This is a genomic window from Porphyromonas endodontalis ATCC 35406, assembly GCF_000174815.1.
Taxonomy (GTDB): Bacteria; Bacteroidota; Bacteroidia; order Bacteroidales; family Porphyromonadaceae; genus Porphyromonas; species Porphyromonas endodontalis.
On record NZ_ACNN01000014.1, the window covers coordinates 66,002 to 88,292 of the forward strand.

Here is a 22,291-nt window from a genome sequence, read left to right on the forward strand (position 1 = left end):
AACGAAAGAGAGAAATATCTATTATCAAACTTATACAAGCTATGGCAAAACAAAAGAAAATGATGACGTGCGACGGTAACCAAGCCGCAGCACACATCGCCTATATGTTTAGCGAAGTAGCCGCTATTTACCCCATCACTCCATCGTCTACGATGGCTGAGTTTGTAGATGAATGGGCTGCTCAGAAGCGTAAAAACATATTCGGAGAAATTGTAAACGTAGAAGAAATGCAGAGCGAGGGTGGTGCCGTTGCAGCTATGCACGGGGCACTGCAAGCCGGTGCTTTGGCTACTACCTTTACGGCATCTCAGGGGCTTTTGCTCATGCTCCCCAATATGTACAAGATTGCCGGGGAGTTGCTCCCGGGCGTTTTCCACGTATCGGCTCGTGCTATCGCAGCTCAAGCTCTTTCTATCTTTGGGGACCAACAAGACGTGATGAGTGCACGTATGACGGGTTTTGCTCAGCTCTGTACAGGTTCTGTTCAGGAGGTGATGGACCTTGCGGCCGTAGCTCATCTTACGGCCATTAAGAGCCGAGTTCCCTTTATCCACTTCTTCGACGGCTTCCGTACTTCGCACGAAATTCAGAAGATCGAAAGCCTCGACAACGAAGATATTGCACCTCTTGTAGATCGTGATGCTCTGCTCGCCTTCCGCAATCGTGCTCTTACTCCCAATAAACCTGTAACTCGTGGTACGGCTCAGAATGGGGATATTTACTTCCAAAATAGAGAGGCTGCCAATCCGTTCTACCTCGCTGTGCCCGATATGGTACAAGAGTATATGGATAAGATGGCAGAGGTTACGGGTCGTAGCTACCACCTCTTCGATTACTATGGAGCCCCCGATGCAGACCGCGTAATTATCGCCATGGGTTCGGCAACGGAAGCTATCCGCGAAACCATCGATTACCTCCAAGCTAAGGGCGAGAAGGTAGGGCTTCTTGCTGTTCACCTCTATCGTCCGTTTAGCATTAAGCACTTCTTGAAGGCGTTGCCCACCTCGGTAAAACGTATTGCCGTACTCGATCGTACCAAAGAACCCGGTGCATTGGGCGATCCCCTCTACATGGATGTGTGCAATGTATTCTATGGTAAAGAAAACGCCCCTCTCATAGTAGGCGGTCGTTACGGGCTATCTTCTAAGGATACAACTCCTGCTCAGATTGCCTCGGTTTTCGAGAATTTGAGCCTTCCCACTCCCAAGAACCATTTTACCATCGGGATTGTGGATGACGTTACCTTCTCTTCACTTCCTCAACACGAAGACCTTATCTTTGCGGATGGAACATTCGAAGCAAAGTTCTTCGGTCTTGGTGCAGATGGTACCGTAGGTGCCAATAAAAACTCGGTGAAGATCATCGGGGATAATACCAATAAATACTGCCAGGCTTACTTCGCTTACGACTCGAAAAAGTCGGGCGGTTTCACAGCTTCGCACCTCCGCTTCGGCGATAAGCCCATTCGTTCTACCTATTTGGTGGTAACTCCGGACTTCGTAGCTTGTCACGTGCCGGCCTACCTCCATATGTACGATGTGCTCAAGGGACTCAAGAAGAACGGTACATTCCTTCTCAACTCTATCTGGGCCCCCGAAGATATTGAGCAACATCTCCCCAACAAGGTAAAGCGTTATCTAGCGAAAAACAATATCCGCTTCTATACGATCAACGCAACGGCTATTGCTCAGGAGATTGGATTGGGCAATCGTACCAACACAATCTTGCAATCGGCTTTCTTTAAGATTGCCAACGTAATCCCCTACGATCTCGCTGTAGAGCAGATGAAGAAATTCATTGTTAAGAGCTACGCTAAGAAGGGCGACGACGTGGTAAACAAGAACTATGCAGCCGTAGACCGTGGTAGCGAGATTATCGAAATACCTGTGAAGGCTGAGTGGGCAAATCTCGAAGATGATGCCCCCGTTCGCCACACAGACGATACGGACTTTATCCACGATGTGGTACGCAAAGTCAATGCACAAGCCGGAGACGATCTACCCGTAAGTGCCTTTGTCGGTCGTGAAGATGGTACATGGGATAATGGTACGGCAGCCAGCGAAAAGCGTGGTGTGGCCACCTTTGTTCCCGTTTGGAAGATGGAAAACTGTATCCAATGTAACCAGTGTGCCTTTGTGTGTCCTCACGCAACGATCCGTCCTTTCCTCCTCGATGCTGCCGAAAAGAATACAACCGGCGTTGCAACGCTCGAGGCAATGGGTAAGGGGCTCAAGGAAGCCGGCTTAGGATTCCGCATACAAGTGGATGTACTCGACTGCTTGGGCTGTGGCAATTGTGTCAACGTTTGTCCGGGGAATAAGAATGGTAAGGCTCTAGAGATGGTGCCTCTTACCACCCAATACGACGAGCAGGACAACTGGGATAAGATGGTTAAGCAGGTGACCAATAAGTCTAAATTGGTAGATGTTTTGGCCAATGTGAAGAATAGTCAGTTCGCTCAACCTCTCTTCGAGTTCTCCGGAGCTTGTTCGGGGTGTGGTGAAACTCCCTATGTTAAGCTCATCTCACAACTCTTCGGTACGCGTCAGATGGTAGCCAATGCTACGGGTTGCTCGTCTATCTATTCGGCTTCGGCTCCATCTACTCCTTATACTACGGATGCTTGTGGTCACGGTCCTGCATGGGCTAACTCTCTCTTCGAAGACAATGCCGAGTTTGGCTTGGGTATGCGCATTGCTGCCAATACGATGAGAGAGCGTCTGTCGCACGTGGTAGAAAAGGCGTTGGCAGACGGAGCGGTTGCAGGTGAACTAAAGGCTCTTCTCGAAGAGTGGACTGCTAACTTCGAAAACTCTGCAGAAACACGTCGTCTCAGCGATGCTATCCTACCTTTGCTAGAGGCTGATAAGACGCCAGCTTTGGCCGAAATGCGTGAACTTAAGGACTACTTCCTCAAGCATTCACAATGGATCATCGGAGGGGACGGTTGGGCATACGACATCGGCTTCGGTGGCCTCGACCATGTACTCGCTTCCGGCAAGAACGTGAATGTACTCGTACTCGATACAGAGGTGTATTCCAATACCGGAGGACAAAGCTCAAAGAGTACGCCATTGGGTGCTATTGCCAAGTTTGCCGCCGGAGGTAAGCGAGTTCGTAAAAAAGACCTTGGGCTTATTGCCACTACATACGGCTACGTATATGTAGCTCAGATCGCTATGGGTGCTAACCAAGCTCAGACGCTTAAGGTAATCCGTGAGGCTGAAGCTTACGATGGACCTTCTCTCATTATTGCTTACGCTCCCTGTATCTCACACGGACTCAAGGGCGGTATGGGTAATGCTCAAAGCGAGGAAAAACGCGCTGTAGAGTGCGGTTACTGGCACCTCTGGCACTACGATCCTACGTTGGCCGAAGAGGGCAAGAACCCCTTCTCATTCGATAGTAAGGAACCGGATTGGAGTAAGTTTAAGGACTTCCTCAAGAGCGAAGTGCGTTACTCTTCTCTCTATAAGCAGTTCCCCGACGAAGCAGAAGAGCTTGCCGAGGCATCTCTCGAAGCTGCTAAGTATCGCTACAATAGCTATCAACGTCTCGTTAAGACAGATTGGAGTGTAGAGGAGTAACCCTCCTCTCACTACCTTTTGCTTCTCGTCTCTTTGCCCTTAATGTGGAAAAGCACGGGGCAAGAGACGACCTGTAGAATAGTAAGAGAGGCCGTGCCACAGCACCCGGTTTTGGGGAGCATGACGCAGCCTCTCTCGTTTTCCTTTAGGATGAGTGGATTCCTTTCTAAGGAAAACATTCTGAGCGAACTACCCAAAGATACAGAGCAAATCCGAGTTTACCCAGAGTATCTTTTGGTAGCCTCTCAGGTTCTTTTTATAAGGGCTTCTATTTCCTCGCTTAGGGAAGCCCATGTGTTTTTGCAGTGGTATTTCGGTTTTTATTGAATGAGTAGCTTGTGCGTTCTTCCTCCAATGGATACGATGTAAACGCCTGTTGCCAAAGACTCAATATGGAGTCGACTAGCTCCGTTGGCATCAGTTCTCCCATGAGCCATTAGCTCTCCTTCTGTAGAGTAGAGACGTACATAAGTATCGGGAGTGGCGTTGTTGATACATAGTACTTTGTTAGATGGGGTTACGTAAAGCACAGGTGCTTTCTGACCCATAGCCTCTAGAGAAGTCGGTACTCCCGGATAGGGGATCCAATCTTCTCCATCATGTTGGTTGACCTCCCAGTTTTTCTTTTTAGCAATGGCTACATCTTCTGTGGTGCATTGGTTCTGTTCGTTCTTGTCCCAGCCTGCATAGGCCCCAAAAAGTCCGGGGGTTGCTGCACCTGTTCTATCGGGTAATGCTTCCATCACACGCTTCATCGCATCGCCTCTTAGGTGGTTTACGGTAGCCGAGAGCGAGGTGAGCTGATCGACTTTCCCCAGTTTGAGTTCTGAGATTTGGTTGAGAGAGCAAATGATGTTTTCCAAATTGGGGCAGTCTGTTAGGTCTAAGGTCTGAAGTTGATTCTCGTAGCAAGTTAAGAGTGTCAGGAGAGGACAATTCTTCAGAGAGAGAGTTTTTATAAAGTTCATAGAGCAATCCAATGTGTTTAACTGAGTCTGATTGGATAGGTCTAGAGCCGTGAGGGCGTTCTCTACACAGTAAAGTTCTCGAAGATTATTGGTGTTCTTGAGGGCAATTTCTGTCAGCTCGTTTTGTCTGCAATCGAGCTTAACCAAATCGGAACAATCCTCGAGAGTGATGGATGTTGCCTTTACAGCAATAAAATTGATCTCTTGCACCTTTCCCTTTATGGTGATCGTGGGATCGGTTAATGTATAGGTAGCCCAGCCTTCTCCGTAGGGATTGGGGTTGGCTTCGGTGCCGGAAACGGTAAAATCACCAAGCGCAATGACCCTGAGATTCATCTTGTCCCCCTTGGCCTTCTTGGTCTTAATGGTGATTACTCCCTGGGCAAAGCTCTGCATAGAGAGCCCGGAGAATCCTAAAAATAGTGCAGTAAAAAGGAGTGAAAATATCCCTCTCTGCATCCCAAAAGTAAAACTAGTCTTCATAAGCATATATTACTAAGTCAATCCTATATTCCTTTCAATAGTCGCTTTGTGTAAGCTCTAAAGTTTCCAAATTAATATTCTGGCGCAAAGATATGAAACTTTTTGATTATGCAATGCCTTAAAGGGAGAAATAATATTTTGTCTAAAGTGTTTCTTTTTACTCTAAGAGGCAATCTCCTTGTACACTTTGTCTTCTTTGTTTTTCTTGCTCTCTCTCTGTAAGTGATGGTGAATCAGCCTCTAAACTCCTCTTTTTATGATGCTTTAGAGGAGATTTTAGCGTACCTTTGCAGGCGATGACATTTGACGAACTCAAACTTAGTGCACCCCTGCTGGATGCAGTTAGTGCCTTGGGATTTACAGAGGCGATGCCTGTTCAGGCTGCCGTAATCCCCTATCTATTAGAAGATAACATAGACCTTATAGCGTTGGCGCAGACGGGTACGGGCAAAACAGCCGCTTACGGTTTACCCCTTTTGGAGAAGCTCCGTCCCCAACGCGATTTCCCCCAAGCATTAGTCCTTTCTCCCACGCGAGAGCTTTGTTTGCAGATTGCAAGCGATTTGGAGTCTTTTGCCAAATTTCTACCGGAGGTACATGTTTTGGCGGTCTACGGAGGTAGCTCCATAGAGACGCAGATACGCTCCCTCAAGCGTGGTGTAGACATTGTGGTAGCCACCCCCGGGCGTTTGCTCGACTTGATGCGCCGCCGTGCTATCTCTCTTGAAAGGATCCATACGGTAGTGCTCGATGAGGCAGATGAGATGCTCAATATGGGCTTTAGCGAAGATCTTAAAGCCATCCTTTCGGAGATCCCCGAAGAGCGTAATTTGCTCCTTTTCTCGGCTACGATGTCGCGAGAGATCGCTACCATTGCACACAGTTATCTACACGATCCCAAAGAGATAACGATTGGGCGTAAGAACGAAGCCAACAGCAATATTCGCCATATCTACTACCTTGTGCCGGCTCGGCAACGCTATCTTGCTCTCAAACGGATCGTCGATTTCTTCCCCTCTATTTACGGGATTGTCTTCTGCCGTACGCGTGTGGAGACCAAGGAAATAGCCGAGCACCTGATTGCCGATGGTTATAATGCCGATGCGCTTCACGGGGATTTGAGTCAGGAGCAGCGCGATCGTGTAATGCAACGCTTCTGTAGTGGGCACTTGCAATTGCTTGTCGCTACCGATGTGGCAGCCCGAGGGTTGGATGTGGATAACCTAACGCACGTGATTCACTATGGCCTCCCCGACGACGTGGAGAACTATACGCACCGCTCGGGGCGTACGGCTCGTGCCGGCAAAACCGGGCTTTCTATCGCCCTTTGTCACCTGAGGGAGAAGAGCCGCATTCGTAGCATTGAGAAACTAATTGGTGCCAAAATGGAGGTCGGCACACTGCCCTCCGGGCGCGAGATTTGTAGCAAGCATCTCTTCCACCTTGCCGATAGATTGGAGCATGTAGACTCTAGCGCTCATGCCGAAGAGATTGCCGCTATCTTGCCGGAAGTGAGTCAAAAACTCTCGTGGCTCGACCGCGACGAACTGCTCCGCCGCCTCATGACGCTGGAGTTTGAGCGTTTCTTCGCCTACTATAGCACCGCAGAAGAGATCGAACCCGAGAGTCTGAAGCGCGAGACAAAAGAAGAGAAACGCGAGAGGCGGAATAGTGCGCCTCGTGTGGTAGAGGAGGGTATGACGCGTCTCTTTATCAACTTTGGCAAGACGGATCGCCTCTTCCCGAATAAACTTATCGAGCTGATCAATCGCTGTGTGCCGGGGCGAGTGCGCATTGGCAAGATTGACCTGATGCAAAAATTTTCTTTCTTCGAAGTGGATAGCCACGATGCCCATCGTCTGATCGAAGAGCTCTCTCAATACGAAGTGGAGGGGCGGCGCATTATTGTCGATTATGCCGACGCTGCGGATGGCTCCGACTCCAAGAGGGAAACCGCTCGTGGGAGGAAAGACTCCGCCCCTCGGGAGAAACACTTCCGCAAAGACAAAGCTCCGCGTAAGCCTTTGCCCAAACCTAAAGAAAAGAGGAAGAGACGATAGGGGGTGTTGTCCTAAGTATCCTATTTCTTGGGATATTGCTTCGCCCTTTATAGGGAGTGTCTCTAATATAACAAACCCACGATAGCCGTTTGGACTATCGTGGGTTTTCTGTTTTTGGAGAGGTTGCCTCTGGGGAACTACGTAGTGTAGTTTTGGGGAGAACAACCTTTGGAGGCTCCTTTACCAAACTTCGTACTCATCCGAGGAGAAGTGGATGCCGGGGAAGTCGGTCTTGCTATAAGGGGTAAAGTGGAGCAGGCACCATACGTTCGTCTTTTCGTTCTTGAAGATTAGGTCGCCATCGGTACGAGCATCACGATACTTATACCCCATTGTTTTGAGCCACGACCGAATCTGAGGACTTCGAACAAGAGCTGCATTTTGAGTTTTGAGTACGGCTTCATTGATCTTCATATCCCAATCCCTCATGTAACCTGTCATAAAGAACATCTCTTTTTTAGTAAAAAACGTCCAAAACCCAGGTACTGAGCGAGGATCTTTCTCGTGCCCTAAACCGGCTTCGTACGCCTCCATGGCGTCAATATCGTCTGTCTTAAGGGCAGCAATCATAGGTAAGAAGTATTGAGAGACATCGAGTAAGAGAGGATCTTTCGTTTCGCCAAAAGTCGCCTCACTGAGGTCTATTTTTTCCAACTTGCCAGCGGAGGCCATGTTGTTAAGTAGGGCGATGTCAGTCTCGTTGATCTCGCCCGTTACTTTGATGGAGGTCAAGCCCTTTGCTTCCTCGAGGGAGAGCTCTTTTGGGAGAGAGCCTGTAGTTGAGAGGTGGATCTCCTTATGGAGTGCATTTTGTGCGGCTAAACTACCCATGCTTAGGATAATGGCACTGAGTAGTGTAGGATATATCTTTTTCATTTGTCTTGAGCATGTTAGGGAATGAATACTTTGGATACCTCACCTTGGATTGCGAGTACGTAGCATCCGCTCTGAGGGAGTGTGAGGCGAATTATACTATTGCCGGGAAGCATAGTACGGGCAATGGAGTGCCCTTGGAGATCGTAGAGTGCGACCTCTTGGCTCTCTGCTGTTAGAGAAGAGAGTATAAGGGTTTCTTCTTCGAAAGCAAGTCTGTAGGCTCTATCGGCTGTAATCGTGTTATTTGACACGGGGCCATTGTCTACTACGACCTTTGTTTTTTCAAATTTCCCCATCTTTTCAAATTCGCTTTTGATGGCGTCGGTGGGCACATAGATCACGAGACCCTCTCTATCTTCAAAGGCTTTTTCTGAGAGTTTATCCACCTGGGCTGTGATCACAACGGCTTGGAGTTTGGCACAATTGCTGAAAGCTTTGTGACGGATCTCTTTTGTGTTTTTGGGGAGCTTGATCTCGATTAGATTCTTCGATTCGGCAAACGCATTTTCGTAGATGCCTTCAAATTTCGTGTCGAACTTCGATGGATCTAAAGGTCCTTCGACATGAATGCGCTTCATGGTGATGAATCCACTACGGAGCCCCTGGCTCTTTGTGTTGATCTCGGGGAATGAAGGGTTTGTCATAAGCACGAAGATTTCGACCTTTTCGCTGCCTTGGGGGAAGAGGGTATCGTTGAAGGTAAATACCCCATTTTGTTCTGTGTAGGCGGTTTGGGGCACCTCTACTTTCTCTGTCATTGTCTTCTGAATGTACCACTTGTAGGAGGTCTGCTCGGGTTGGTCGGTGATGCCTTGTACCATATACTCGGCAGAGAGGTCGATGGTATAGTCCTTGATCAATTCGCTAGGTATATCGTACCAATATTGGCTATATACATAGGAAGTCATGTTTTTGCGAGGAGGTAGCATCGAGAAGGGCAAGGTATTGTTGGCAATATCCAGTTCGGTTAATTCGCTTAGCTCTTTGAGGCCGACAACCTTTTCCAACCCATTGATATTTAGATTGATCTTTTTGAGTTTAGGACAGGGCGTCAGGTCGATTTCTTTGAGTTTGTTGCTCGGAGCACTGAGTACTTCGAGGGCACTCATCCCTTTCAGAACTAGTTCCTTTATATCGTTGGTCGATAGCTTAAGTTCCTGAATTTTTGTGCCGTCTTCGGGCAATGTAATGGCGTTGAGTTTACATCCTGCGAGGTCGATATGAGTGAGCTCATTGTTCTTGCTCAAGTCGATGGAGAGGAGGTCGTTGCCATTGGGGACAGCGAGCTTTTGCAACGTGAGGCAATGACTTACATCGAGGTAGGTTAGCCCAAGCACGTTGAAGAGAGAGGTGCTAAGGGTGGTAATGCTTTCACCATAGATCTTTACTTCGTGCTGGGGAGTACTCGTTTCAAAAGTGTGTTTGAGATTTTTCTGGAGACCCTGGGTTACGGTTGCTTTTTCAATGTGCGAGCCATCGCCCCAGTCAATAGATAGAGTCTCGTTTTTAGCACTGATTACGTTAATGCTTACGGTCTTATTCGCTGTAAAGAAAGAGATGGCTTCTTGGGTGAGGTCGGGGGTGTCTGTCCCTGTTCCCTCCATATCGGCCACCCAATTTTTACTCTTGAGAAGGCCCGTGTTAGAGGTGTCTGCACCAGGATTGTTCTTGATATAGATCTTCGCCTCATCGGCAGCATCTCGTTGGGGCAGTGCTTTGTAGATGGCATTGAGTTCGTCTGCCGAGAGGTTGTTGTCGTTGATAAAAACCTCTTTGAGATCCGGTGCGGTAGGGAAGGTTATGTGTTCGAGTTCGCACTTGGGGAGCATGATCAGTTTTATTTGTCTGAGTGCGCTGAGGTCAAGCGATTGGATCTTGGTCATGCTTAGATCTAGCTCTGTAAGCAGAGGCACCTTAGAGAGATCCCAAGTTGAGAGCTTTGTTTGTGCAGCCTTGAGTGTCGTGAGTTTGGGTGTGGCGGAGAGATCGAGATTTTGGATCTTTTCCGCAAACGAGATGTCAAGGAAGGTCAGATCGGGATTGTGAGAAAGGTCGAGAGCCTCTAGGAGTACGTTGTCGTAGATGTTGAGCTGACGAAGTTTAGGCATCTTCGTGAGATCCAAAGAGGTGATCTGGCTACCGGTAAGCCAGAGGTAGTCTAGCTCGGGGGTGTTGAAGGTGATATGCTCTATATCATTGCCATCAAGGTCGTTGATGATAAGATCTCGAAGAGCGGAAGGCATGGATAAGAGGTCTACCGTTTTCCCTCCATTGGTGCAGTCTATTTGCTTTCTACCACTACTGTATGTGCCGGGAGCTTTTTTGACGATAGAGCCATTGCCGAGGTTAAAGGTGAGGGGGAGAGTGGTGCGTATACCCACTTTGAGCCCCTTGCTTGTGCCACTCTTTTGGTGGATTGTGACAACTTTTATACCATTGTCGCCCAAAGCGAGTTCCTTAACTTGGAAATTTTTCCATTGATCGTTGGCACTATATATGGCACTTTTGCCGTTGGGGATGAGGAGTTCTACGCCACTACGGTTAATGCCTGCGAAGGCGGTTGCATCAACCATAGGTGCCGATGGGTTATCTATACGGAAAGAGGTGAGGGCTGTACAGTTTTCAAAGGCGGCAGCATCAATCTCCGTGAGTCCGCTTCCAAGCCATACTTCTTTGAGAGCGTTACATTGAGCAAACATTCCTTTGGAGAGTTTCGTGAAGTCGTAGGGGGTATTGATGTTCACGAGCTTGGGACAATTGGCAAAAATGTATTCGCCCAATGTTTCGATATTCGATTTGATGAAAATCATCGAAAGCGAGCTACAGCCATCGAAAGCGTGGTTGCCGAGGTAGGTAACAGTATTGGTAAGGTAAGCGATTTCGAGGCTTTCGCATCCTTGGAATGCGTTGTCGCCGACACGAGTTGCTCCGCCTGAAAGGGTGAACTTGAGGGCTTTACATCCCCGGAAGGCATTGTCCCCCACTTCGGTAATTTTGCTACTCTGTATGGTGGTTAGCGCACTACACCCCTCAAAGAACCCTTTAGCGACTTTGGAAAGTTTGGCATGAAGTTTTGCCTTGCTGAGGGAGATGCATTCGGCAAAGGCATGTTCGCCTACGGTGGTTACGCTTTCGGGGAGCTGTATGTAGGTAAGTCCACTTGCTCTAAAAGCACCATCGCCAATCTCTACGAGTTGGGAGGGGAGTAGGATGCGTTGGAGAGATTTTATCCCGGCAAATAGGGCTTTAGGAAGGCTATTAGGCTTTTCTACTTGTAATGTTTGACCGGGGTAATAGGTAGAGGTGTATCCATCTCCTCCGGTTTCGATTGTGGCCTCTCGCATATCTAAGCGACTCATTTGCGTGAGGGTACGTAGCACGCTAAGGTCGTTGGTGTTGAGCGAGCCTTTTAGGGTTAGGTCTTGAACCTCATTTTTGTTTGCTGGCAATTTGCTTGCCAACTCTCCGGCTTGAATCTCTAAGGAGAAACTTCCTCCATTCTGTGCGCATAGCAAGCTCGTCGATAGCGAGAAGAGGAATAGAGCGACAAAGAGTAAGTGAATCTTCTTTCTCATAAATCCTAACATCTGTAAATAATAAAACCTTATCGATCTTGTTTTGTGACAGGAGTCCTGCTTAAAACAATGTGCCAAATATACGAGTATTTTCTATGCCAAAGGTTAAAATAAGTTGTTTTTTATTGAGGATTTTATGTTGATTTGTAGCTTTGTATCCTAGGGGAGAGTCTTCTAATTCTGTCTAAATGCTTTTTTCTGTGTGCTAAAGTCTCTTTTGTCCTTATTCGCTGTACCTCTTCTGATAGGGGTTTGGGGGATTTTATTTTACCCAATAGTAGGTAGAAGAGGACAAGGAGTCTATAATATTTGTATATTTGTGCTCTATAGAAATCACAGAAAGGAGGATGTAGTATGGACGAACACAAACACATTCATCACGATTGTCACGAGCATCATCACGAGCACGCTCATGAGCATAAGCACGGCGATCACCATGGGCACCACCATGCCCTCGGGCATCATCACCACTCCGCAACAGGTAATATCAAAGTCGCTTTTTGGCTTAATATCTCCTTTGCTCTCTTCGAACTCGTAGGCGGTTTCTTCACTTCTAGTATCGCGATACTCTCCGATGCCTTACACGACTTTGGGGACGCTTTGTCGCTGGGCGTCGCTTGGTATCTGCAGAAGTTGAGCGAGCGAGGGCGCGATGCCCGTTTTAGCTATGGCTATAAACGTTTTTCACTTCTAGGTGCCCTCTTTATCTCGGTGGTACTGATTGTGGGCTCTATCTTTGTCTTGACGGCGGCAGCAAAACGCCTGATCGAACCCGGAGAGCCTAAGGCCGGATGGATGCTCGTTATCGCCGTTGTTGGATTGGTTGTAAACGGAGTTGCGGCACTGAGAGTAAGCAAAGGGCATTCGTTTAATGAGCGAGCCGTAATGCTTCACCTCCTGGAGGATGTGTTGGGATGGGCTGCTGTCTTGATCGTCAGTGTGGTAATGGTTTTCGTTCACCTCCCGATTCTCGACCCTATTCTCTCTATCGCTATCTCTTGTTGGGTGCTGTTTAATGTGGTTCGCACCCTTATTGGTACGTTCAAAGTATTCCTACAAGGTGTGCCCACGGACATAGATTTGCCGGCATTGGAGCAGGCTATTGCAGAAGTGCCTGAGGTCTTGTCTACTCACGATGTGCACCTTTGGAGTATCGATGGCGAACTACATGTGCTTACCATCCATGTGGTATTCAATCCCGAGAGCTGCGTCTCGCCTACTGAGGTGCTTGCCCTCAAAGAGCGTGTGCGTGCGATTGCCAAAGAGGCCGGAGTACAGCACGCTACCATAGAGATGGACGCTCCGGATACCCCTTGCGGTATGGAGCATTGCTGCGATTGACGCCCGTATGATCACCCCCATAACGCCTAGTGCAACACAGCCTTTGGAGGAAGAGGAGGAGCAAGTGGGCTTCGGTTCGCACAATATATACGCTCCCAACTTTTCCCTCTTTTCGGCTTTGTCTTTCTTCCCATGGCAGGAGTTCTTCGTCGCAAATGGCTTCGACGGAGAGTTCCCTGCCATTATTTATAGTGATGATCGTGCGGAGCAACTGTACCAAGAGGTGATGGGGCAACTCGACCTGCTGGCACAAGATCCTTCGCTTCACTGCGCTCTGGGTCTAACGTACCAGAGCGATGAGCAAAATATGGGGCAGGGATTAACCGGTTTGCTCGAGGTCGAATTGACGACCAAAACCCTGCCTGATTTCTTAACTTTTTCTGGGCAAAGTGGGACCTCTATTCTGCCCTATATTTTCCAAACAATCAGCCTGTGGGTGGCGAACGAAATACGTGGTTTCGGAGAGCCTTTCCCGCTAGTTTCTGCCACGTCTCTCGCTCCGCTTGAAATATCGGACGCCCAAGGCTACCGAGCTACCTACACCCTTCGGCTACCCTCTGTCCCCTCCGACGAGAGATAAAAAGGCCACTAGAAGGCTATCCTCTCCTCTTCTTCCGTGGATAAAATAACTCCAAAATAATTTTCTTTTTGCCATTTGTAGTTTCGATCTTGGGTGAAAATGTTTGCTCATTAGTCGAATTTGTTTATATTTGTGCTGTAACTAAATTTGAGAGTCTCGCTAAAAAGTGCCACTTCTGAGGCTGCTAACGTGCGAGGATTCTCAGCCTGAAGAAAAATAAATAGACTAAAAGAATATAGTTATGGCACAGAAGAAAATTAATTACGAGCTGCTCACTTGGACACTTCTCCCCTATCTTTTCATTGCCTCCTTGATTAGGTCCTGGTACGAAGCCTCCGCGGAAGGAGAACCGAATCTAATGGCGATAGTGGTAGGGCTCTCCACGCTTCCTATAGTCGCATTCTTGGTGATGAGGCTCTTTGCTCTTATTGCCAAGAAAAGGAAGAAAGAGGTGATTCTCCCTCGCTGGATAGACCTGTTTTTTGTCTATCTGTTGGGCTTTGCCGGGGCGTTGACGTGCTTGTCTCATTCCACACGTGCGTTCTGGGTTGCAGTACCTGTTCTGATGCTATTTGCTTGCATTTTCATGCTTATAAAAGCTTTTGTTGCTACTAGACCCGAGCCGAAAGAGTAACCTATTAAAAATAAGGAAGATAAAGACTCAAAAGCGATTTCTTCGTCAAGTAATAAGAATACCAAAGGAGAGTAGTAAAATAAATAGACCAAAAGAATGTAGTTATGGCACAGAAGAAAATTAATTACGAGCTGCACACTTGGACATTTCTACCCTATTTCCTTATTATTCTCTTTATCGGTTTATGGTACAAAGACTCCGCAGAAGGCGAGCCAAACCTAATGGCGATAGTGGTGGGGCTCTCCACGATTCCTATATTCATGTTCTTGGTAGTAAGGCTCTTTGCTCTCATTGATAAGAAAAGGAAGAAAGAGGTGATTCTCCCTCGTTGGAGAGACCTGTTTTTTGTCTATGTGTTGGCCTTTGCCGGGGCGTTCGTGTGCTTGTCTTATTCCACACGTGCGTTCTGGATTGCAGTACCTGTTCTGATGGTATTTGCTTCCATTTTCATGCTTATAAAAGCCTTTATTGCTACTAGGCCCGAGCCGAAAGAGTAACCTAGTAGTATATAAATCTCTGAGGGTGCAGTGCGAGGCAAAGAGAGCCTCCCTGCACCCTTTTTCTTGCCCAAAAGGGAAGGAAAGAGAGCGAGGCTTGAATACGCATAAGCGGAGGTGTGGCTTGCCGTTTAGCATCCTAGAGGCTAAAAGCTCCCCTAGAGGGGCAAAGTTTTCCACGTAGGTTTTTCGTATCTTTGCAATAAATCAGATGAGCCTATAGCTTATGGAACAGAAAAAAATACTCTACATAGCTCAGGAGATTACCCCTTACTTAGACGAAACCCCAATGGGATCTTTTGCTCGCTTGCTCCCCCAAATCGTGCAAGAAGCAGGGGATGATGTGCGCGTTTTTATGCCTAAGTATGGAACGATTAATGAGCGTCGCCATCAGTTGCATGAGGTGATTCGTCTTTCGGGTATCAATATCATTGTCAACGATACAGATTGTCAGTTACTCATCAAGGTGGCATCGGTACCTCAAACTCGCATCCAAGTTTACTTCATAGATAATAAGGAGTTTTTCCAACGTAAGAGCCAGTTTGGGATAGAGGAAAAGTATGGCAACGACACTGCAGAGCGCTCTATATTCTTCTTCCGAGGGGTATTTGAGGCTATCAAGAGATTGCGCTGGATCCCCGATATCATCCATTGTACGGGGTGGTTTGCCGCTCTTGCCCCCTTGTATCTGCACACGCTCTACAAAGACGACCCCGATATTGGCAAGGCTAAAGTGGTTTACACGCCCTTTGATACAGAGGTAACAGGAGATATTACAGAGAAGCTTTTTGATATACTGGCGTTCGATAATCTCAAAGGCGATTGGGTGGCTCCGCTGCAAGGAGCCTACGACCCCGAAGCTCTCCGCCGCATTGCGATAAATTATAGCGATGGTGTGATATTGCCTGCAGAAGAGGCCGGGAAATGGACCTCTGCCAAGTATGCAAAGCAGCTCGGTAAGCCTATTTTGTCATATCCCGGCATGCAGAAAGAGCAGGCCGATGATTATCGCCAATTCTATAATAGCCTTTTGCAGTAAGAAATATCTTATCTTAGCAGCCGAAATAGTACCCTCTCTCTGTTTCGTCCTCTCCGCTGTGGGAGAAAGTGTGGTAGGGGAGTAGGTCAGTTATCTATTATATAGATGAGGATAATAAAACAATCATTCTGGGCTGCCTTGGCAGCTTTCGCCATCGGAGCTTCTGTCTTTGCGGGTTGCAACGACAATGCCTCCAAAGTGGGTTTTACTACACAGCCGAAAGATGAAGCGCTTACGGCAAAGTCAGATACATTTCTACTGAGTGCTCAAACGGTGGAGGTGCCGAGTATCTACTCACGCTCCACTTATACGCTTTTGGGGCAGCTTAGCGATCCTCTTTTTGGGGACTTGCGTTCGTCGTATATTACGCGCTTGCGTCATGCTCCGGGCTTCAAGTTTGCACATGAGCCTGAGGGTAAGAAAATAGACTCCGTCCTAGTAGAGATTAGTTATTCCTCGTGGGCAGGCGATAGCACTTTGTGGGCAAAGGCCTCTATTTATGAGGTTACAAAGCCCCTCCCGGATAGTCACTACTCCGGAAACATTCAACCCTATCTCGAAGGGGCTAAACGTCTGGGTAGTGGGAGCTACAAGGCAGGAAATAAGATAGGAGATCATTACGCCTATATCCCTGTAGATAGGGAGATTGGTCAGCGTTTCTACGATGCCTCTGTACAGCATCCCGAGTATTTCGACAATCAGAAAGCCTTTGAAGAAAACCTCTTGAGGGGGATTTATGTGGAAGCCTCTACGGGGTCGGGCTGCATGCTTAGCGTCTATAGTACGGCATTGCTTATCTACTATACGTATACGGCTAAGGGCAAAACGGCAGATGGTAAGGCAGACTCTATACACCACAAGCGAGCTTCGTATCGCTTTGCCAATACCAATCAGCTCTATCTCTCGCAGCAATTCGATCATGCCAATAGGGATGAGCTCTTGAAGCCCAACAGCACATATAGTTTCATTACCTCGCCATTGGGGTTGGCAACGGAGCTTACGCTCACTACAGAAGACCTCAATAAGGTGGTGAAGTCCGGCTGGAACCAAAAGACCAAGAGGCTTTTTAATGAAGCCAAATTGACCCTCCCTGTAGACATCCCTGCCCATGGGCGTACCGTATTGCAGCCGCCGAAGTATCTTTTGCTGCTACCTGCCGACTCTGTAAAGAACTTCTTCGAAACAGGGCAATCGCACCTCACACAACCCGATATTGCTTTCTTGTCGTCGGAGTACAGCGTCTTGTCTAGGCAGTACAATTTCAGTAACATCAGTAAGTTGATTACCCGACATGTTTTGAATCATAAGTCGGAGACAGCTTCTTCTATAGAGATAAAGGAACCCCTTCGCTTGCTACTTGTGCCTGTAAGCCTAGAGGGAGGGAAAGCAGGCTCTTCGTCCTCCAGCGTTACAGGGGTGGCGCATTACTTATTCCCTTCCGGGGTGCGTATTAAGTTAGATAAGAGCAAGATACGTTTGGGGATTATCCATACGACCTATGAGTAAACCACCTCTTTGACGAGTCTTCCCTTGATTGCCGCTTAGGTGTCGATGGGAGACTCGTATTTTTAGAGAGGGGAGTTTTGCTTCGCATTGAGAGATGACGTTTGAATACAAAAGAGAGTAGCACTTGACAAAAACAAGAGATAGAGCACGATGAAAAACGTAAACCTTCGCCTCAAACTTATCGTTATGAATTTCCTCCAATTTGCCGTTTGGGGGGCTTATCTTATCTCTATGGGGCGTTATTTGGGTACGCATGGCTTGGGGGATAAAATCGGTATTTTTTATTCCATCCAAGGTATTGTCTCCATCTTTATGCCGGCTCTTATGGGGATTGTTGCAGACCGCTGGATCCCTGCTCAACGCCTATTGGGGCTCTGTCATGTCATCGCCGGTGGTGCCATGATTGCTCTCTCTTATGTAGCACAATCGCTGGGGGATGCTCCTACTTTTTCTGCACTTTTCCCTCTTTATACGCTCAGTGTTGCCTTTTATATGCCTACGTTGGCTCTGAGTAATTCGGTGGCTTATTCCGGTTTGGAGCAGGCCGGCGAAGATATTGTGAAGGCATTCCCTCCCATTCGTATCTTTGGTACCATCGGTTTTATCGTGAGTATGCTGGCGGTGGGCGCCCTCGGTTTCCAGGATACGCCCCTGCAGTTCCTCCTCTCGGGAGGGATAGGGATTCTCTTTTTCCTCTACTCTTTCTTCTTGCCCCACTGCCCTACAGCTCCTCGAGGCGAGAAGAAAAGTCTCTCCGAGGCTTTCGGGCTCAAGGCTTTCACGCTCTTCCGTGAGCCTAAGATGGCGCTTTTCTTCCTCTTTTCGATGCTACTCGGGATCAATTTGCAGATTACCAATGGTTTTGCCAACCCCTATCTGGGTGCCTTTGGGGAGCTTCCGCAGTATGCCGAGGCTTTTGGGGTAAAACATTCTAACATGCTTATCTCCCTCTCTCAGATCTCCGAAACTCTTTGTATCCTACTCATTCCGTTCCTCCTTCGTCGCCTCGGTATCAAGCGAGTGATGCTGATTGCCATGATTTGTTGGGTGCTTCGTTTCTCGCTCCTCGGTGCCGGGAATCCAAGCGGAGGGCTCTGGCTTTTCGTCCTCAGCATGATTGTCTACGGGATGGCATTCGACTTCTTCAACGTATCCGGCTCTCTATTTGTCGATCGTGAGACGGATAGTAGTATGCGATCGAGCGCACAGGGCCTTTTTATACTCATGACTAATGGTATTGGAGCCACCATCGGCACGTTGGGGGCGCAGTGGGTCGTTAATTATTTTGTGGAGAGTGAGCACGATGCCGTAGTGCGTCTCGAAGGGTGGGCTACCAGCTGGTATTTCTTTGCTGCCTATGCCCTTGTGATCACGATTCTTTTCTGGATATTTTTCCGCTACGAGGGCGATCGCCAAGGAGCGAAGCCCAAGAAGGTAGAACACAAATAACAGATAACAATGAATGCTGCACTTATTTGGTTTATAGCCTCTATCCTGCTTTTTGCCGCTGAGATCATCACTCCCGGCTTTGTTTTGGCTTGCTTTGGTGCCGGTGCTTTGGTGGCGTGTATCCCGGCCTTACTGGGGTTAGGGATTGTTTGGCAGGTCGTTGTCTTTGCGTTGGGTAGTTTGCTGGCTCTTTTTCTGTTGCGTCCTTTGCTCCAGAGACTATCTAAGAATAAGAAAACCCCCACTACGGGGATGGATGCGCTTATCGGCAAAAAGGCAAGAGTTGTGCGAGAGGTTTCTTCTCGGCAAGGAGGGCGCGTTGCTATTGATGGAGACGAGTGGCCCGCGGTGGTGCTCGCCGAAGATTTAGAGATTCCCCAAGATGTTTTTGTAAAGGTGGTGAGCTACGATAGTATTGTACTTGTCGTAGAACCTTTCGAGAGTTAGTTTCATATCCTAATAAATACACACATATATGAGTAGTACGCTTATAGTAGTAGGAGCTATTTTATTGCTCGTTATTTTCTTCATCTCTAAGGGGCTTACGATTGTCCAACAGAGTGAAACGGTGATTATCGAGCGACTAGGTCGCTATCACAAAACGCTCTCTTCGGGGGTTAATATCATCATGCCTTTTATTGACAAGGCGCGCCCGATGACTTGGCGTTATACGCTACAAAGCTCTAAGGGTACTCCCGTAGTACGCTTTAGCAGCATCACCCATATCGATTTGCGAGAGACCGTATACGACTTTGCCCGCCAGAGTGTGATTACACGCGACAATGTGGTAACAGAGATCAATGCCATACTCTACTTCCAAATTGTAGATCCCATGCGAGCTATGTATGAGATTAGCAATTTGCCTGTGGCTATTGAGATGCTTACGCAGACGAGTTTGCGTAATGTTATCGGAGAAATGGACCTCGACGAGACTCTTACCAGCCGAGATACGATCAATAGTAAGTTGCGCGATATTCTCGATGAGGCCACCAATAAGTGGGGCGTTAAGGTCAATCGTGTAGAGTTGCAGGATATCAATCCTCCCCGAGACATCCGCGATGCCATGGAGAAGCAGATGCGTGCCGAGCGTGATAAGCGTGCCCAAATCCTCACAGCCGAGGGGCAAAAGGAAGCGGTTATCCGTGAGTCGGAAGGTAAAATGCAGGAGTCTATCAACCATGCTGAGGGGGCTCGCCAAGCCGAGATCCTTGCTGCCGAGGCAGAAAAGCAGGCAAAGATACTCCGTGCTGAGGGAGAAGCCGAAGCCATTCGCCGTATTACGAATGCCGTAGGTGCCTCCGGAGCAGACCCCGCTCAGTACCTTATAGCCATGCGTTATCTCGAAGTTTTGGGAACGATGGGTACCAGCAAGAGCGACAAGGTTGTCTACCTACCCTTCGAGGCTACGGGCATCCTCTCTGCCATTGGGGGTATCAAAGATATTGTCGGCGGGGTAAAAAGTCCCTTGGCTCCCCTTGTTAAGGAGGTAAAGAACATGCCTCCTGCAACTCCGAAACCCACTACAATGCCAGTATCAGACCCACTAGATTTCTAAAAGAATAATCCATTTGCCCACCTCCGAGGTTCGTCTCCCGTTTTTTCCCTTTGGGAGACAATAGGCTCTAGGAGAGTGGGCAGCTTTTTGTACCATTCTATGCCTGATAAGGAATATCCTGTAGAGGTCTCTTTGGTCATTCCTCTCTACAACGAAGAGGAGTCGCTTCGCGAGTTGCATAGTCGCATCCGCCAAGCGATGATTTCTGCTCACTACAGCTACGAAGTGATTTTTGTGGATGATGGTAGCACTGATGGCTCGTGGCGCGAGATTGAGCGTCTTGCAGCCGAATACCCCGAGGTGCGTGCGCTTCGCTTTGCTCGCAACTATGGAAAGTCGCCCGGCTTGCAATGCGGTTTTGCCCGAGCGCGCGGACGGATTGTGTGTACTCTCGATGCCGATTTGCAGGACCAGCCTGAGGAGCTGCCCGAGATGTGCCGCCTCATCACCGAGGAGGGCTACGACTTGGTCAGCGGATGGAAGAAAAAACGGTACGACCCAGTGCTGAGCAAAAACCTCCCCAGCAAGTTGTTCAATGCCACGGCACGGCGCGTTTCGGGGATTCGCAACCTGCACGACTTCAATTGTGGGCTCAAGGCTTACCGCCACGAGGTGGTAAAAAGTATCGAGCTCTACAACGACATGCACCGCTATATCCCCTATTTGGCGAAAAATGCCGGCTTTACACGTATTACGGAGAAGCCCGTGGTGCATACGAAACGCAAGTACGGGGTCTCTAAGTTCGGCTGGGATCGCTATTTCAATGGCTACCTAGACCTGCTTACCCTTTGGTTTACTTCTCGTTTTGGTCGTAAGCCGATGCACTTTTTTGGTTTCTGGGGGAGCTTGGTTTTCTTAATTGGGATGATTGCACTCATTGTGGTGCTTGTGACTAAGTTTGTAGCCCTCTCGCGGGGGATTCCGGCACCTCTTGTGACCGATAGAGTCTACTTTTACATTGCCTTGGCTGCCATGATTATTGGTACACAACTCTTCTGCGCCGGCTTTTTGGGAGAGCTACTAAGCCGGCAATATAGCAACCGCAACGAATACAATATAAGGGAAGAAATTGGTAAGGAATGAAAGCGAATCATTTGCGTTTTGCACCCTTCTTGGGGCTTCTTTTATTGCTGCAATTACAGGCTTGTAAGCCTTCTCGCCCTGCCTACATCAGTGAGATGGGCGAGGTCTTTCATACACTCTACCACATGAAGTACGCAGCCGACTCCTCGGCACACCTTGAGGTGGAGCAGGCTTTGCACGAACTTAATTATACCGCCAACCCTTTCGACTCAACCTCCTTGCTCTATGCCATTAACAACAACCGTACGGAGCTTGTCAACGAGGGCTTTGTGGAACTGCTGACGGCAGCTCAGGAGTATGGTCGCCTCTCGGGAGGATTTTATGATGTGACAGTGGCTCCCCTTGTTAATGCGTGGGGCTTTGGCTTTTCTCCTTCGCCTTGGAAGGACGGTGAGGTACCGGCTTCTGCCATTGATAGCATCCTCTCTTTTGTGGGCTACGACAAGGTAACGCTCCGTGGTGATACGCTCAAGAAAGCAGACCCTAGGATGCAAATTGATTTCTCTTCCATTGCCAAAGGGATGGCGTCCGATTATGTGGCTCGTGCTCTTCGTGCTAAAGGGATCCGAGATTATATGGTAGAGATTGGGGGAGAGATTGCCTATGGAGGAGTAAATCCCGAGGGGAAACCTTGGCGTATCGGCATCAATAAACCGAGCCTTGATAGCACAGGGCTGGAGCATTACGAAGAGTATGAAATGATCATAGACCTACCGGGAGAGCGAGGCGGAGTGGCTACTTCGGGTAATTACCGTAACTTCAAAGTGCGCGAAGATGGCTCTCTCTATGCCCACACCATAGACCCACACACGGGGCGGCCTGCCGAGACCGATGTGCTGAGTGCCACCATCCTGCATCCCGATTGCTACCGGGCTGATGCTTTGGCCACAGCGGCTATGGCTCTAGGGGCAGAGCGTGCCGAGAAAATGCTTCGCGCTATCCCCTCCGTGGAGTACCTCCTGATTGTTGCCTCTCCCCGAGGAGCAAAGTCCGCTTATGAGGTGCGTCGCAGTGCCAATTTCCCTCCGGATCAACAATAATCCTTACTCAAATTTGTA

General features: G+C 48.4%; 16 protein-coding genes. 13 read left to right on the top strand and 3 right to left on the bottom strand.

Annotated elements, in window-relative coordinates:
* The first annotated feature begins 41 nt into the window (after positions 1–41).
* Entirely contained in the window at positions 42–3,587 is a 3,546-nt protein-coding gene (gene nifJ, locus POREN0001_RS03355; RefSeq protein WP_004333086.1) for a pyruvate:ferredoxin (flavodoxin) oxidoreductase, read from the top strand.
* Between the two features lie 320 nt (positions 3,588–3,907).
* On the opposite strand, the gene POREN0001_RS03365 is transcribed toward nifJ, so the two are convergent.
* Positions 3,908–5,038, bottom strand: a complete 1,131-nt coding sequence (locus POREN0001_RS03365) for a hypothetical protein (RefSeq protein ID WP_004333114.1) — start codon at positions 5,036–5,038, stop codon at positions 3,908–3,910.
* Positions 5,039–5,334: 296 nt separating this feature from the next.
* Between POREN0001_RS03365 and POREN0001_RS03370 the strand changes: the two genes are divergently transcribed.
* Positions 5,335–7,098, top strand: a complete 1,764-nt coding sequence (locus POREN0001_RS03370) for a DEAD/DEAH box helicase (RefSeq protein ID WP_004333108.1) — start codon at positions 5,335–5,337, stop codon at positions 7,096–7,098.
* A gap of 180 nt (positions 7,099–7,278) precedes the next feature.
* On the opposite strand, the gene POREN0001_RS03375 is transcribed toward POREN0001_RS03370, so the two are convergent.
* Together POREN0001_RS03375 and POREN0001_RS03380 are read right to left on the bottom strand one after the other, a co-directional pair.
* Positions 7,279–7,974, bottom strand: a complete 696-nt coding sequence (locus POREN0001_RS03375) for a hypothetical protein (RefSeq protein ID WP_004333037.1) — start codon at positions 7,972–7,974, stop codon at positions 7,279–7,281.
* 14 nt (positions 7,975–7,988) lie between these two features.
* Complete coding sequence (locus tag POREN0001_RS03380; protein ID WP_169307827.1) at positions 7,989–11,549, bottom strand: leucine-rich repeat protein; 3,561 nt, start codon at positions 11,547–11,549, stop codon at positions 7,989–7,991.
* Positions 11,550–11,903: 354 nt separating this feature from the next.
* Between POREN0001_RS03380 and POREN0001_RS03385 the strand changes: the two genes are divergently transcribed.
* The 11 genes from POREN0001_RS03385 (at position 11,904) to POREN0001_RS03435 (ending at position 22,273) form a co-directional block, all read left to right on the top strand.
* Positions 11,904–12,890 carry a cation diffusion facilitator family transporter gene (locus POREN0001_RS03385; RefSeq protein ID WP_004333143.1) on the top strand — a complete coding sequence of 329 codons (987 nt, stop codon included), beginning with the start codon at positions 11,904–11,906 and terminating at the stop codon, positions 12,888–12,890.
* A 7-nt stretch (positions 12,891–12,897) separates the two neighbouring features.
* On the top strand, positions 12,898–13,470 hold the full coding sequence (locus POREN0001_RS03390) for a hypothetical protein (protein ID WP_004333003.1): 573 nt from the start codon (positions 12,898–12,900) through the stop codon (positions 13,468–13,470).
* Positions 13,471–13,711: 241 nt separating this feature from the next.
* On the top strand, positions 13,712–14,104 hold the full coding sequence (locus POREN0001_RS03395) for a hypothetical protein (RefSeq protein WP_040580425.1): 393 nt from the start codon (positions 13,712–13,714) through the stop codon (positions 14,102–14,104).
* Between the two features lie 104 nt (positions 14,105–14,208).
* Complete coding sequence (locus tag POREN0001_RS03400; RefSeq protein WP_004333088.1) at positions 14,209–14,601, top strand: hypothetical protein; 393 nt, start codon at positions 14,209–14,211, stop codon at positions 14,599–14,601.
* Positions 14,602–14,827: 226 nt separating this feature from the next.
* The gene (locus POREN0001_RS03405) at positions 14,828–15,640 is read left to right on the top strand and encodes a glycogen/starch synthase (RefSeq protein ID WP_004333033.1); all 813 of its coding nucleotides are present in this window, start codon (positions 14,828–14,830) and stop codon (positions 15,638–15,640) included.
* Between the two features lie 105 nt (positions 15,641–15,745).
* Positions 15,746–17,146 carry a DUF4270 domain-containing protein gene (locus tag POREN0001_RS03410; RefSeq protein ID WP_083797828.1) on the top strand — a complete coding sequence of 467 codons (1,401 nt, stop codon included), beginning with the start codon at positions 15,746–15,748 and terminating at the stop codon, positions 17,144–17,146.
* 150 nt (positions 17,147–17,296) lie between these two features.
* Positions 17,297–18,595, top strand: coding sequence for an MFS transporter (locus POREN0001_RS03415; RefSeq protein WP_004333013.1), 1,299 nt, complete (start codon positions 17,297–17,299; stop codon positions 18,593–18,595).
* A 9-nt stretch (positions 18,596–18,604) separates the two neighbouring features.
* A complete protein-coding gene (locus POREN0001_RS03420; RefSeq protein WP_004333148.1) occupies positions 18,605–19,042 on the top strand; it encodes an NfeD family protein in 438 nt (145 codons plus the stop codon).
* Between the two features lie 28 nt (positions 19,043–19,070).
* The gene (locus POREN0001_RS03425; protein WP_004333118.1) at positions 19,071–20,150 is read left to right on the top strand and encodes an SPFH domain-containing protein; all 1,080 of its coding nucleotides are present in this window, start codon (positions 19,071–19,073) and stop codon (positions 20,148–20,150) included.
* 99 nt (positions 20,151–20,249) lie between these two features.
* Positions 20,250–21,233, top strand: coding sequence for a glycosyltransferase family 2 protein (locus POREN0001_RS03430; protein ID WP_004333103.1), 984 nt, complete (start codon positions 20,250–20,252; stop codon positions 21,231–21,233).
* Complete coding sequence (locus POREN0001_RS03435; RefSeq protein WP_004333117.1) at positions 21,230–22,273, top strand: FAD:protein FMN transferase; 1,044 nt, start codon at positions 21,230–21,232, stop codon at positions 22,271–22,273. The genes POREN0001_RS03430 and POREN0001_RS03435 overlap by 4 nt, the downstream gene beginning before the upstream one ends.
* Positions 22,274–22,291 lie beyond the last annotated feature (18 nt).

Coding starts and splice junctions, on each gene's coding strand:
- nifJ (WP_004333086.1), top strand. CDS start 42: ATGGCAAAACAAAAGAAAATGATGACGTGCGACGGTAACCAAGCCGCA.
- POREN0001_RS03365 (WP_004333114.1), bottom strand. CDS start 5,038: ATGAAGACTAGTTTTACTTTTGGGATGCAGAGAGGGATATTTTCACTC.
- POREN0001_RS03370 (WP_004333108.1), top strand. CDS start 5,335: ATGACATTTGACGAACTCAAACTTAGTGCACCCCTGCTGGATGCAGTT.
- POREN0001_RS03375 (WP_004333037.1), bottom strand. CDS start 7,974: ATGAAAAAGATATATCCTACACTACTCAGTGCCATTATCCTAAGCATG.
- POREN0001_RS03380 (WP_169307827.1), bottom strand. CDS start 11,549: ATGAGAAAGAAGATTCACTTACTCTTTGTCGCTCTATTCCTCTTCTCG.
- POREN0001_RS03385 (WP_004333143.1), top strand. CDS start 11,904: ATGGACGAACACAAACACATTCATCACGATTGTCACGAGCATCATCAC.
- POREN0001_RS03390 (WP_004333003.1), top strand. CDS start 12,898: ATGATCACCCCCATAACGCCTAGTGCAACACAGCCTTTGGAGGAAGAG.
- POREN0001_RS03395 (WP_040580425.1), top strand. CDS start 13,712: ATGGCACAGAAGAAAATTAATTACGAGCTGCTCACTTGGACACTTCTC.
- POREN0001_RS03400 (WP_004333088.1), top strand. CDS start 14,209: ATGGCACAGAAGAAAATTAATTACGAGCTGCACACTTGGACATTTCTA.
- POREN0001_RS03405 (WP_004333033.1), top strand. CDS start 14,828: ATGGAACAGAAAAAAATACTCTACATAGCTCAGGAGATTACCCCTTAC.
- POREN0001_RS03410 (WP_083797828.1), top strand. CDS start 15,746: ATGAGGATAATAAAACAATCATTCTGGGCTGCCTTGGCAGCTTTCGCC.
- POREN0001_RS03415 (WP_004333013.1), top strand. CDS start 17,297: ATGAAAAACGTAAACCTTCGCCTCAAACTTATCGTTATGAATTTCCTC.
- POREN0001_RS03420 (WP_004333148.1), top strand. CDS start 18,605: ATGAATGCTGCACTTATTTGGTTTATAGCCTCTATCCTGCTTTTTGCC.
- POREN0001_RS03425 (WP_004333118.1), top strand. CDS start 19,071: ATGAGTAGTACGCTTATAGTAGTAGGAGCTATTTTATTGCTCGTTATT.
- POREN0001_RS03430 (WP_004333103.1), top strand. CDS start 20,250: ATGCCTGATAAGGAATATCCTGTAGAGGTCTCTTTGGTCATTCCTCTC.
- POREN0001_RS03435 (WP_004333117.1), top strand. CDS start 21,230: ATGAAAGCGAATCATTTGCGTTTTGCACCCTTCTTGGGGCTTCTTTTA.